Raw genomic sequence first — 12,925 nt, 5'->3', positions numbered from 1 at the left:
TTTGTTAAACTAATAGGAATCGATCGCCCCAAAAGACTCTATGGGGAACAGGCTAGATTTGAATTTAAAATGATTTGGCAAAATTCAAAAATCAGGAAGTCTATTCCCAGTCTTGACATCAAACCAATGTATCAACCGAGGCGGAAAAACTAGCTCCACCATATTAGAAGACCACTGACGGTCTCCCGGTAGCAAAGCGCGCACTGTCAATGACTCCAAACCTTTCACTCGAATGCTAATTAGGTTTTGCATTCCCAAGTTTTCCACTAAATAAACCTCACCTTTAATAGTTGTCTCTCCAGAGTCAGTCCCATCCACAAAACAGACATTTTCGGGGCGAATTCCCAACACAATTTCAGGAGGCACTGTCGGCAAATCCGGCAAAGTAACTCCAACATCACCAAATATAGCAAAATTGCCTTGACATTTAAGCACAAACAAATTCATTTGTGGGCTACCCACAAAACCCGCTACAAATTGATTGGCGGGACGAGTATAAATCAGGTGTGGTGGGTCTAATTGCTGGATGCTACCCTTGTGGACAACTGCGACTTTGGTAGAAAGCGTCATCGCTTCTGTTTGGTCATGAGTAACATAAACTACAGGAGCTTTTTGGGAAGCAAATAATTGTTTAAGTTCCGCCCTGACTTTTTCGCGCAATAAAGCATCGAGATTGCTTAAAGGTTCGTCTAGCAAAAACACCGCCGGCTGGCGGACTAAAGCGCGTCCCAGGGCGACTCGCTGTCGCTGTCCTCCTGATAGTTTACCTGGTTTGCGATCGAGTAATTCTGTCAATCCCAGGGATGCTGCAACTTCCGTCACTAATCTGTGGATTTCGGTAGAGGAGGTTTTACGAATTTTGAGGCTCGATGCCATATTTTCGTATACTGTCATGTGCGGGTACAGCGCGTAACTTTGAAATACCATGGCAATATCCCGATCGCCTGGTCTAAGATAAGTGACATTGCGATCGCCAATTCTAATCTCGCCCCTAGTCGGCTGTTCCAATCCTGCAATTAACCGCAAAGTCGTGGATTTTCCGCACCCCGAAGGCCCAAGTAATGTCAGAAATTCTCCTTCGCTGACATCTAAACTAATGTCTTTGACGGGAACAACTTGAGGGCTGTAGGTTTTATTGAGGTTTTTTAGTTGGAGTTTTGCCATCATTTTTAATTGATATACGAACCGCGAAGGCGCGAAGGACGCGAAGGAAGAAGGAAGAAGTAAGAGTTGATAAGTGATTTGAGCCTAATTCAAAGTTCAAAACTATCCTTTTACTGCACCGGCTGTTAAACCTTGAACGATGCGCCTCTGGAACACTAAAACTAGGATAACTAAGGGTAAAGTACCCAAAACAGTAGCGGCGGCGATCGGACCATAGGGAATCTCAAATACCGAGACACCACTGAGTTGAGCCGTTGCTACAGGAATAGTTTTCAGAGATTCGCGAGTCATAAATGTTAGTGCAAAAATAAACTCATTCCAAGCAGAAATAAACGTCAAAATTCCCGTGGTTACTAAAGCGGGAAAAGTCATCGGCAGCACAATCTGCCACAGCATTTCAACGGTATTGTATCCATCCACCTTAGCTGCATCTTCCAAATCTTTTGGTAACTGCTGAAAAAAACTTCGCATCACTAAGATAGTCAGGGGTAAATTGAGCGCTGTGTAAGGAATAATTAATGCTAAATAATTATTTCCCAAATTTAACGCCTTCACAATTTCCAACAGTCCCAAAAATAGCAAAACCGCAGGAAATAGCGTCACTATCGTAATAGTCGCCAGCATAATTCTCTCGCCCCACAGTCGCAATCTTGCCAAAGCATAAGCGGCAGGTGCTCCTACAGCCAAGCACAAGAGTGTAGAAGTAATGGACACAAAAGCGCTATTTAAAATGTAAAGTCCAAAAGGTCGGCGGCGGAATAAAGACAGGTAATGCTCGAAGGTAATTCGCTTGGGAATGTAGACATTGGGAATAGCAGAAATATCTGCATTTACCTTGAAAGAAGTCAGCACCTGCCAGATAATCGGTGCGAGAAAATATGCCGCAATTAACAGCGCTGATATGGGGACAATTAATTGCTGGATGTGAAAAGGTTTTTGGGTAGGTTGTTCGCGGGCTATGGACATAATTTAATTTCCTCCGGCTGCATTGACACGGGATCTCGATAACCAGTAAACTGCGATCGCAACTGCTGCTACTAACAACAAAAAAGTACACACCACCAACGCCGCCCCATAACCAAAGTCTAAATACCTCATTACCGTGCTGTAAATGTAGATAGAAACGGTTTCAGTTCCCCCGGCTGGCCCTCCTCCCGTCATCACCTGAATCAAGTCAAAAATGCCGAAAGACTGAGCAAATCGAAACAACAAAGCAATCACAATTTGGGGCATCAGCAGCGGCAAGGTAACTTGACGAAAACTCTGCCAGCTACTAGCACCATCAATGGCATGAGCTTCATACAAATCCGCCGGAATTGATTGCAATCCAGCTAATAAAAGCAAACTGACAAACGGCGTAGTTTTCCAGACATCTGCTGTAATCACTGCCATCATTGCTAAAGTTGGATCTCCCAGCCAACTAATGCTTGTTTGAATCAATCCCAAACGGATCAAAAAGTCGTTAACTACGCCGTATTGATCGTTAAAAACCCATGCCCAAGCTACTCCCATTAACGCCGTAGGCAGTGCCCAAGGTAGCAGAGAAATTGTGCGCACAATTCCGCGCCCAGGGAAAGATTGATTTAATACTAAGGCAATGCCCATACCCAGAATTAATTCCACCACTACAGAAACAACAGTAAATACTGTGGTGTTGCTCAAAGTTTGCCAAAAACGTCCATCGCCTAACATACGATGGTAATTAGCAAAACCGGAAAAAACCAGTTTGAGTTCAGTACCGAGGTTTTGGGTGAATAAACTTAACCAAAAAGCGCGTAATATTGGGTAAGCAAATACTAGCAGCAAAATTATTAAAGCTGGTGCTACTAATATCCATCCGGTTCTTTGTTCGCGCTGTCGCATTATGTCTGATTTCATGTTGTTTATTTTTAATTGATTTTTGGGCCCGCTATCGGCCAGGGAAGTAACTTCTTCCTGAATTCCCGCCTTGGGGAGGCGACGTCTTCCTGAATTCCCCCCTTGGGGGGGGTAGGGGGGGGTAGGGGTCTAGGGCCCGCTATCGGCCAGGGAAGTAACTTCTTCCTTCTACTGAGCTTGTTTAAAACTGCCTAATAAATTGCGAGTTTCACTAGCAGCAGTTGTCATCGCTTTTTCTGAAGTCATTTTTCCGGTAAAAGCTGCACTCAAATATCTTTGCAAAATATCTGAAGCTTGAGCATATTGAGCGATAGCAGGACGCAAAGCTGATTTTTCTACTACTTTTAAAAGCTGCGGGTAGTGGGGATATTGGGTGACAATTTTTGGATCTAAAAACAGAGATTTGTAACTGGGAACTAACCCGGTTTCTAAAATAAATTTGCGCTGGGTTTCCTCGCTAGTAAGGTATTGAATGGCTCTCCATGCTTGCTGTGGATGTTTTGAGGTCTTGGCTATTCCCCAGCCCCAGCCACCCAAACAGGAACCGCCTTGTTTACCGACACTGCTGAGCATTGGTGCGATCGCAATTTTGTCTTTAACTTTCGATCCTGCCGTATTCGCTAGCCTCCAAACATAGGGCCAGTTTCGCAAGAAAAGCGATTTACCGCTTTGAAACAATAGCCTGGTTTCTTCTTCGCCGTAGGTGCTGACACCAGCAGGAGAAATCCCAGAGGCGATCGTACTTTTGAGAAATTCAACAGCTTTAATTGCCTCCGGTTTATCTAGCCCCACTTCAAAGGTGTCAGGGTTGGCCCAGAAGCCGCCAAAGCCAGCGAGTACCTCGACAAACATCGCAGATACTCCCTCATATTGTTTGCCTTGCCACAGATAACCCCAGGTGGTTTTTCCCTGTTTTTGCAAGTTTTGAGAGATACTAAACATCTCTTCAAAAGTTTGGGGCGGTTTAATTCCAGCGTGTTCTAAAATGTCTTTGCGGTAATAGAACATTCCGGCATCGGAAGCGTGGGGAATCCGGTAAAGTTTGCCTCGATACCGCCCGCCTTCGACGTTACCTTTGATAAATTTTGAAAGTTGTTGGGGAGAAATTTTGTTTGTTAAATCGAGCATCCATCCGGCGGCGGCAAATTTGGGAACCCAGACAATATCCATGTTGATGATGTCGTAGGGCGAATCGCCTAACAAAAAGGCAGATGTGTAAAGATTTTCTACGAGGTTGCTATCAAATGGCCCTTCGATGAGGTTGATGCGAATGTCGGGGTTTTTTTGTTCAAATTCTTGGATGAAGGGTTTCCAGTTCACAATGTCTTGCCCCTGCATTAACATTGTCAGCACTACTGGCTGCTGGGTGCGGGCTGGGAGGATAAATAGGAACAAGACGGCGGCTAGGGCGATCGCGAATAATGCTAAAAAAGCCGATCGCTTTTGTCGCCGAAACGAAGGGGGAGAGTTGATTTTTTGCATGAGGTTTTGAAAAATAGAATTGGGCGATTCCTATTTCTCTCATAACTCGCTTTCTCTTGTTTCGCGGGATTTAGCGAATTTGTGTAATAAAAATTTAAGTTAACTTAAGCTTACTTAATAATGCAGCATTGCAGAGTGCAAAATAGGATTTAAGTAGCTGTTTTGGGAGTTAAATTGACATCTATCTACAGATAGATATTGAAATAATTGTCATAGCCTTTCTAAATACAAAAAACACCGCTCCTCTAAATGGGAGAACGGTGCATAGGGGGTGTTATGGGTTGTTGTCTGGGATTAACCCTAACAAATCAGTTTTGTCCTCTGGCAAGGCCTTGTGATGGTTCAGAAATTGGCACAAACCTGTGCGATCGCCCCATCGATCGTGGTTATTGACCCAACCACTCAACCACAGCATCTTCCTTGGTATTGGTGTTCCGTTGAGGGGTTTCGCGCTCGAATTTCATGTGGACGGCGCGGTTTTGTTCGCCATCGGCGGCTACTGCAAAAATCGGATAGTCGATCGAGCCATCTTGGAAAGACATCTGGAAGCGGAAAGTGCCATCAGCATTCAGCTTGATCTGTTGTCCGCCAATGTATACAGTCGCGTCAGGTTCCGTAGCACCATAGACGATCAGTTCCGCATCAGCAACCAACCAGAACTGACGGGGGCGCATCGGTGCTGCGAAGCCAACTCCAGACATACCAGCACCGGACATGGTGAGGCCAGACATACCCACACCGGACATGGTGAGGCCAGACATACCAGCACCGGACATGGTGAGGCCAGACATACCAGCACCGGACATGGTGAGAGCCGACATACCAGCACCGGACATGGTGAGAGCGGACATGGCCGGGGCTGCCCACATACCCACACCGGAGGGGAAAACGTAGGAACTTAAAGCTTGTTCGTGGATGCCCACTTGCTGAACCGAACCTGCGACGTGCTGCATCGATCCGAAGACAGAACCTGCGACGCGCAAGGATTCCGCCGATTCTGCCATACCAAAGATTTGCTGGTAAATGCCGTTACCGTTGCTGTAAGCGGCGGCTGTTGCTGTGGCCATTTTCTTGGCCGGAGGAACCAGTTCGGCGAAGGTTTTGCCGCGCAAGTCTTCTTCCCAGTCCAGGGTGATGAATTGGTCTTCGATCCAGTCACTCGGATAGACTGGCGGGACGCGGACTTGGGCCGATCGCGCTAATACCAACCAACGGCCGTCGGCGCAGCGGTAGCCGATGTCGATCGCATAATCCCGATCGCTAACGGGGATTGGGACGTACCATTCGCGGGCTAGTTCGTCGCAAGGATATTCTTGGATGCTGTGCGGGCTTTGAGTTTCGAGGTTAACATCTGTGACGTCGTAGATCCGCAGGGCCAGTTGCTGTCCACCTAGACGCCGCATTTCTTGTTTGCGATCGTTGGAAATATCCCAGTAGGTATAAGCCCATTCGGGGTCTCGTGGCATCAAAACAACCCGACTTTCGCCGTACCCGTTGGGCAAATCTGCTAAACCTTCATCGACAGAGGAAAGAGAACCACCTGTCCGATCTTCTTGACCTAGTTCAAATTTTGTTGCTTCCACTGCTTCTTGCGCCTCTAATTTACGAGATGGACTGTATGAAAATTTGGTACGCTGAATTTCTTGAATTGATGCCAGAAGTTGCGATTTCCGCATCCGGCTGTAGCGGGAGACTCCACATTCGCTAGCTACTTTGCGTAGTTGCCGCAAAGTCATCTCTTCTAATGGTGGGCGTTCTTTTGCCATAAATTTTTTCTCCACTAATTTTGGATGGCGGGTTAGGTTTTCCGGTAACATACAATAAATATGTTGACTTTTTGAGGTAGAAACTCTTGATAACAGCAAATATGCTTGAGCTTCCAAACCTCTCCAACCTTTGAAGCCTTGCTTGTTTTCACTTAGTTAAGTCGCCCATATGGAGGCTATAACTTGTTGGCTTCCGCGCGCTACATCCGGTCTAGCTAAAGGTTTTCCCTCGATTTTTACTCGACAAAATCGATGAGAGTGAGTGCGATCGATGCTACTACCAATGCTATTGATCGCAGCTCGGACGCTCTTTGACTCGCAGAAATGGTTATTCACAGCATTTCTTTGGGATCGCTTTGTCATGGTTTAATAATGCAGACAATTTACGGTCTGGTCAAGGGGTTGTTCGCTTCAATCATGGGTACTTATACGCATTTTCGTGATTTTGGGGATCAATATGTCATGAAATCTTGACATACTTTAGTTTAGGGGATCGGTCTTGAGGTAAATGTTAGGATTTGACGACATATTTGTGGTTGGGGGCGATCGGGTGGCCAGAAACCGGGTTTTTTTCCAGAACATTTCGTTAGAGTCCACAAAAACCGCAAAAACCCGGTTTCTTTAGTAACGATTATTGAGTTTTGTCAGCGTTGGCAAATTCTTGAATTATTCGTTGGCTTGCTCATACTATATGCTACTATAGTATATAGTAGCATGATTAAATCAAAGGTAGAAGATACAATGTCTATAGAATTAAAAGAAAAAGACATCGTGGGTGGAAAACGCAAGCGGGAGTTGATAGCGGTATACATCCCCAAAGAAAAGAAAGTCGCTTTAGAGGCGTGGGCCACCTCAGAAGAGCGATCGGTTTCTTGGATAGTCGCCAAGCTGATCGATCAAGCACTTGACTCCCGTCAACAGCAGCAGGAAGGTTCGGACAATGACAAATAACCCACTTAACTATCTCGAAGATCCTGAAGATGAAATCCAGCGTATGGGGAACCCTCAAACCGAATCCGTTATAGCAGGAACCAGAAAAAAAGCAGTTGAACGTTGCTTAGAAGAAGCAAAAGGACGGAATTTACTCGCAGTTCAACACTTTCAGAAAAACATTTGGCAGTGTATTTTCCCAGGAGGCGAAGATGAAAACTAAAGGTACAATTGTTTGGGACTATAAACAAGGTTGGAATTCTCCAGAACTAGAAGTTCCAGCAACAGGTAAAATTGCTATTTTTGTCGATTACCCAGATGACGACTTAAGTATGCCCATCATCGAACTCGAAGTAGAGGAACTTTTGTCAAGTTTAGGCTATGTTGGTGAGGGTCGCTACATTGGAGAAAACGATCGCCTCAAACCCTGCGATACAAAAACTGTCACTTATGTAGAAACATTCTCTATTGAAGAGTTGAGCCATCATCTCAGAATACTGAATCAAACCATCATTCCGAGGGAATGGTTTTATATCTTAAATTCAGAGGGAAATATTATTCATCTTCAAAAGGCGATCGTTCCAGCATAACCGCTCCGCTTGGGAATTACGCACGAGTGGCCAGAAACCTGGTTTTTGCGAGAAAACTTCGTCATAACACGCAGAAACGCATAAAAACCCGGTTTCTTTGGTCTGAGTGGGTAAGTCCTGAGAATGGATATGTCTTTGGGAAAATGATAAACTTGAAAACATCCGGCTGAGGCTGTCGGAGGACTGAAGGTGAAAAGCATTAATCACATTTTACGGAGTCAGACTTAAATGATCGTACTTACATCAGAACAAATTGCACAATATCGCTCTGAATTGGCGAGTGATCCAGAGGCATTAGCTGCGCTTGATGAAGTAGAAGCTTGTGATAACAGTTTAGAAGATGCAGCAGAAGTGTTAGCCATTAAGTCTGGATACACAAGATCCACTCTAGCAGAGTCAGACCAAAGTTATTTAGACAAGTTAACCGAGAAAGCGCGAAAAGTTATCTGTAATAAATACACAGGTGATTTACTGGAATTATGTAAGGATTTGAGAGAATTTATCCCGTTTCCTGGTAATTTAGCCACGTTAGTTGCGATCAAAGTGACTCAAATAAGTGTCGATAAGTTTTGCGAGTCGTCTGAGTCTGAAGCTTAGATTCCTGTAGCTGTGAAAGCTGCCCAATCGGAAGGGTGAGCAAAAGGATATGCTTGAGATAGGCGATATGTTATTGATGCCTCAGCTTTCCTACGCTCTACTTTTGGTAGTTTACTAAGGATTTCATCAATTAGAGGCTTGTATTGAACCAGGTGTTTTTTAAATTCGTCAACAGTTAAATCCCGTAGTCGCTTCTGTGATAGGTTGAGGGAGATCGCAATATCTCCCTCTTTTAACTGTTTATATTTTCTGAGGTTTTCATAAAACTCAATCATCAGAAAAGCAGCAGACAGTTGATCTACCTCCCAAAGGGTACTGACGACGCTAGGACTACCTGCAAACAGGAAACCACTTGGTAAACCGATATACTCATCGCTGATGCTGTTAAAATCTGTCATCCCAGTTTCACAAGCTGAGAGAATAACTAGGCGGCATTGATTTAAGTCTAGAGCAAAGATTTCTCCCAGCGTCAGATGTCCATCCGCCAAAATTAGAGCTGATTTTTCAAAGTTAAATGTAGCATGACCGAAAAAGTGGAAGCAGTGGGCAGAGCGTAGTTGTTCTGATTGAATGAGGTTAGCTTTTATTGCTTGGTCTCCAGGGAGAACATAGTCATTCGGCTGAAAATGAGGACGGATAGCTTCAACTCCAAAATCGACATAGGGACGGTCTTTAGTAGGATTTTGGATGGCAAATAAGTTGTTAAAATTTGGGCGTTGTCGTTTTTGTGCTTGTTGCAATAGCTGACAACTCGGTGCATAGCTGACACCTTTGGGGAATTTGTCGCATAAGAATTCACCATCGGCTAAAGGGAGTGCGTGGAGGGGAAATAGATGCAAAGCGCGATGGGGAATGAGGATGAGGCGTAAACACTTTTTAATCTCCTCACGATCTATAATCTCCTCAATATGTAGGATATCAGCCAAATTTTTGAGGCTAGAAGCTAGGCTCTTTCCCCAATCTTCTTTATCGCCATAATATTTTTTTAGATACTCATTCCCCCAATCTTCTAAAACTTGCAAGCTCTCAGCGGAAGTCTTTAACGTAAGCCGTTGGATAGCACTACTAGTAATAACAAATGTTTCTAATCCTATATTGGTAATGTACCACTCTACAATGGCTGTATTATTATCTAGCGTTGCTTGAAATTCTCTAAACTTGAAGCCATAACCAACTGGCATATATTTATCTTGTAATTCATTTTTATGCTGTCGTAATTGTTTCAGATGTTGCGCTACGTCTCTATAATTTTCTGCTTTACCCTTTTGGATTTTATATTGGTAATAAGAGATTTCATCTCGCAGTTTTTCTAATGAAATGACTACTTTTTCGGGAAATAGGCTTTTGAGGTCACGGGTGAGGATATTTTCTGTCAAGTTACGAGTTTTGCTCCGTTCAGCGTATTCAATCGCGGTAGTTACTTTGCCCAAAGCAAGACAAATCTCTACCATATTCAGATATATGCGATGCCATTCTTCAGCTAGTTTCTGTTTGGTCTCATTCCCTGAAATGATTTCCTCTCGGAGAGATTCTACAGTATCAATGGCAGCGTAAAAAACATCATAGGCATCTTGGAATCGTTGAGCTTGTTTATAAGCAAAACCTAAGCCAAATGAAGTAGCGATGTAGCTTTGAGGAAAATCTTCACGGGTGCGGACTTCTCGTGCATCTTGATAGTATCTAATTGCTGCTTCTAAATTTTTAGATCTGTCCCCTCGAATGCGCTTGATGCAAGCTATGCCAAGATTATCTTGGAGCATTGCCCAGTCCACACGGAACTTTTCACGGGAGGATACTGATAGTGCATTCTGATAGAATTTGATAGCTGCTTCTAAATTTTTAGCTTTATCCCCTTCGATCCGATCGCCATAGACATTCCCAAGATTATTTTGGGTATTTGCCCACTCCACAGGAAAAGCTCGGCGCTTGTAAACTATTAGGGCAGCCCGATAACACGCGATCGCGTCTTCTAAGTTTGTGGATTTATCTGCTAGGATACGGTGTCTGTAGGTTGTACCAAGATTATTTTGCGTCATTGCCCAATCTTGGCGTGAGGTTTGTGGACTGTAGACATCTAGCGCATAACCATAGCATTTTATTGCTTCTTCTATATTCGTGGCTTTATCCTCTCTGATGCGTACACTATAGGCTGTACCAAGATTATTATTAATCCTTGCCCACTCTATACGTGAGCTTTTATGGGTATAGGCTGTTAATGCACGCTTATATGAGGTGATCGCTTCTTCCAAATTCTCGGCTCTATCTCCCAGAATGCGATCGCTATAGGCTGCAGCAAGATTGCTTTGTAAAGTTGCCCATTGTAGAGGAAAGTTTTCAAAAGTACGAACTTCTAATGCTGCACAATAGCACTCAATTGAAAGTTCTAAATTATCAGCTTTATCCCCTTCAATCCGATTAGTATAGGCTAAACCAAGATTATTTTGAGTAGCTGCCCAGTCTACCTTATAATTCTCACGAGTACGAACTTCTAATGCTGCACGGTAACACTCAATTGAAAGTTCTAAATTATCAGCTTTATCCCCTTCGATCCGATTAGTGTAGGCTAAACCAAGATTATTTTGAGTAGCGGCCCAGTCTACCTCGTAATTGTCACGAGTGCGGACTTCCAGTGCTGCACGATAACACTCAATTGAAAGTTCTAAATTTTCGTATTTCTTTCCCTGGATGCGCTCACTGTAAGCTGTGCCAAGATTATTTTGAGTAGCTGACCAATCTACCTCGTAATTCTCACGAGTGCGGACTTCTAATGCTGCACGATAACAGGCAATCGCTAATTCCATATTGTCAGCTTTATCCCCTTCGATGCGTTCGCTATAGACAGCACCAAGATTGTTTTGGAGAGTTGCCCAATTCACAGGAAAAGCTTCACGGGTACGAACTTCTAGTGCCGCACAATAGCACTCAATTGAAAGTTCCAAATTTTCAGCTTTATCCTCCCTTATGCGGTATAGATAAGCTTTACCAAGATTATTTTGGAGAGTTGCCCACTGTAGACGAAAGGCTTCACGAGTAAAAACTGAGAGTGATACTCTATAACCAACTATAGCAATTTCTAAATTATCTGCCTGGTTGCCTGAAGAAAAATTGCTCATCAGGTTACTGAATTCGCCAATATCTAACGCAATCCATTGTGTTTCGGCTGGCGCATGTGGTAGTCTTGCCGTTGCCCAATTTTGCAAGACAGTAGCAAAGTTCTCATCAAGTTTATCTAAGTTTTTCCGCAGCAATGAGTACACTATTTGCCGATTGCCGTCGGTGTTGTGGATTTCCTGTAATACTTCCTCCAAGAAGTCACGTTGAGATTTTGGTGTTGATCTTCTCAATCCCAGTCCCTCCTCTAGCTGATAGGCAATATCGGTTAAAAAATTGGCAAAATTACTGTTTCCCCTCTGTTCAAGTTCCTCCGACTCTTGTAGCATTATCTGCGCCAACCCAGCATCAACCAACTCTAAGTTATCATTCAAAATCTCTTCTGCTTCCCCACTCGGACAATTGAGTAGCTGATTAATCAGATCCAGATAGGCTTCGCGGCGGCTTTCATCCATTTTCGGCTATATTCGGAGTAGTGATGTTACTTTCTTCATCAGCAATCCCACTGATTCCGGGCAGTCGCTACAGGCGGACTTAGCTGCTGCTACTACGCATCCAGAAACTGGACTTCTTCCAGAAGTCGGGTTTCTCAGGAATCCTGTATAATTGATCGATAAGCTCGATCGCCCAAACCAAATATCCTGCCAAGGATCTCTACCACGATGCTGTCAAACAAGCACTCATCAAAGAAGGTAGGACAATTACAGCCGATCCTTATACAGGTGAATACGAAGAGTTTAAAGTATTTGTCGATCTAGCTGCCGAATGGTCACTAGCTGCCGAACGAGGAAGTCAAAAAATAGCAGTTGAGATTAAAACTTTTCTCCGTCCCTCATTCGTTCGAGAATTAGAAAATGCTTTGGGTCAATACATTCTCTACCGCAATCTAATTTCTGTAACAGATCCAGAACGAGAATTATATCTAGCTGTTAGCGATCGCATTTATAATAATTTTTTCCTGAAGAAGGCTAGTCAATTTATTGTAAATCAAAATCAAATTTCAATTCTAGTTGTTGAAATTCAATCGGAGGTAATTAGTCAATGGATAAAATAGAGAACTATCGCACTCTAATCAAAAAGATTTTGAGCGAGTACGATCGCCTAATCGCCAACCAAACCACAGTCAACACAGAGATGCTACTAGCCTTTGACGAAAATCACGATCAATATCTTTGGTTTCAGGTAGGATGGCAACAAAATAAAAGAGTCAGAGAAATTACAGTTCACATCCAGATTAAAAATGATAAAATTTGGATAGAAGAAGATTGGACAGAAGAAGGAATCGCCAACGAACTATTAAAAGAAGGAGTTTCTCAAAGTGATATAGTGCTGGCTTTTCACCATCCAGACGATCGTCCTTTGACCGATTTTGCCGTAGCTTAGAAAGTAAGCTTGAGTTATTTCTGA

The 12,925-nt window shown here is 43.6% G+C and carries 13 protein-coding genes; 6 read left to right on the top strand and 7 right to left on the bottom strand.

Annotation, left to right across the window (positions count from 1 at the left end):
* Positions 1–84: 84 nt before the first annotated feature.
* From ACBR23_RS10635 to ACBR23_RS10610, 6 genes are all read right to left on the bottom strand, one after another.
* Positions 85–1,164, bottom strand: a complete 1,080-nt coding sequence (locus ACBR23_RS10635; RefSeq protein ID WP_371119493.1) for an ABC transporter ATP-binding protein — start codon at positions 1,162–1,164, stop codon at positions 85–87.
* Between the two features lie 102 nt (positions 1,165–1,266).
* On the bottom strand, positions 1,267–2,130 hold the full coding sequence (locus ACBR23_RS10630; protein ID WP_341736801.1) for a carbohydrate ABC transporter permease: 864 nt from the start codon (positions 2,128–2,130) through the stop codon (positions 1,267–1,269).
* Positions 2,131–2,133: 3 nt separating this feature from the next.
* On the bottom strand, positions 2,134–3,042 hold the full coding sequence (locus ACBR23_RS10625; RefSeq protein ID WP_371119481.1) for a carbohydrate ABC transporter permease: 909 nt from the start codon (positions 3,040–3,042) through the stop codon (positions 2,134–2,136).
* A gap of 168 nt (positions 3,043–3,210) precedes the next feature.
* On the bottom strand, positions 3,211–4,524 hold the full coding sequence (locus tag ACBR23_RS10620; RefSeq protein ID WP_371119480.1) for an ABC transporter substrate-binding protein: 1,314 nt from the start codon (positions 4,522–4,524) through the stop codon (positions 3,211–3,213).
* A gap of 386 nt (positions 4,525–4,910) precedes the next feature.
* Positions 4,911–6,290 (bottom strand): DUF4912 domain-containing protein, encoded by a 1,380-nt coding sequence (locus ACBR23_RS10615; RefSeq protein ID WP_371119479.1) that lies wholly within the window; start codon positions 6,288–6,290, stop codon positions 4,911–4,913.
* Positions 6,291–6,446: 156 nt separating this feature from the next.
* Complete coding sequence (locus tag ACBR23_RS10610) at positions 6,447–6,653, bottom strand: hypothetical protein (RefSeq protein ID WP_341736797.1); 207 nt, start codon at positions 6,651–6,653, stop codon at positions 6,447–6,449.
* A gap of 378 nt (positions 6,654–7,031) precedes the next feature.
* Here ACBR23_RS10610 and ACBR23_RS10605 point away from each other — a divergent pair, with 378 nt between their 5' ends.
* The 4 genes from ACBR23_RS10605 (at position 7,032) to ACBR23_RS10590 (ending at position 8,407) form a co-directional block, all read left to right on the top strand.
* The gene (locus tag ACBR23_RS10605) at positions 7,032–7,241 is read left to right on the top strand and encodes a hypothetical protein (RefSeq protein WP_371119478.1); all 210 of its coding nucleotides are present in this window, start codon (positions 7,032–7,034) and stop codon (positions 7,239–7,241) included.
* A complete protein-coding gene (locus ACBR23_RS10600) occupies positions 7,231–7,443 on the top strand; it encodes a hypothetical protein (RefSeq protein WP_341736795.1) in 213 nt (70 codons plus the stop codon). The genes ACBR23_RS10605 and ACBR23_RS10600 overlap by 11 nt, the downstream gene beginning before the upstream one ends.
* Complete coding sequence (locus ACBR23_RS10595; protein ID WP_341736794.1) at positions 7,433–7,810, top strand: hypothetical protein; 378 nt, start codon at positions 7,433–7,435, stop codon at positions 7,808–7,810. Before ACBR23_RS10600 ends, ACBR23_RS10595 begins: the two co-directional genes overlap by 11 nt.
* Before the next feature lie 228 nt (positions 7,811–8,038).
* On the top strand, positions 8,039–8,407 hold the full coding sequence (locus ACBR23_RS10590) for a hypothetical protein (RefSeq protein WP_371119477.1): 369 nt from the start codon (positions 8,039–8,041) through the stop codon (positions 8,405–8,407).
* On the opposite strand, the gene ACBR23_RS10585 is transcribed toward ACBR23_RS10590, so the two are convergent.
* Complete coding sequence (locus tag ACBR23_RS10585) at positions 8,404–11,973, bottom strand: CHAT domain-containing protein (RefSeq protein WP_371119476.1); 3,570 nt, start codon at positions 11,971–11,973, stop codon at positions 8,404–8,406. The two genes, ACBR23_RS10590 and ACBR23_RS10585, sit on opposite strands and share 4 nt — an antisense overlap.
* Before the next feature lie 158 nt (positions 11,974–12,131).
* Between ACBR23_RS10585 and ACBR23_RS10580 the strand changes: the two genes are divergently transcribed.
* Both ACBR23_RS10580 and ACBR23_RS10575 read left to right on the top strand, forming a co-directional pair.
* Positions 12,132–12,572: an element excision factor XisH family protein gene (locus tag ACBR23_RS10580; RefSeq protein ID WP_371119492.1), complete on the top strand. Its 441-nt coding sequence runs from the start codon at positions 12,132–12,134 to the stop codon at positions 12,570–12,572.
* Positions 12,560–12,901 (top strand): XisI protein, encoded by a 342-nt coding sequence (locus ACBR23_RS10575; RefSeq protein ID WP_371119475.1) that lies wholly within the window; start codon positions 12,560–12,562, stop codon positions 12,899–12,901. The genes ACBR23_RS10580 and ACBR23_RS10575 overlap by 13 nt, the downstream gene beginning before the upstream one ends.
* Positions 12,902–12,925: the final 24 nt, after the last annotated feature.

The organism is Microcoleus sp., assembly GCF_041354475.1.
Taxonomy (GTDB): Bacteria; Cyanobacteriota; Cyanobacteriia; order Cyanobacteriales; family Microcoleaceae; genus Microcoleus.
Note: the sequence above shows the minus strand (reverse complement) of the source record. Positions and strands in the feature narration are given on the sequence as shown.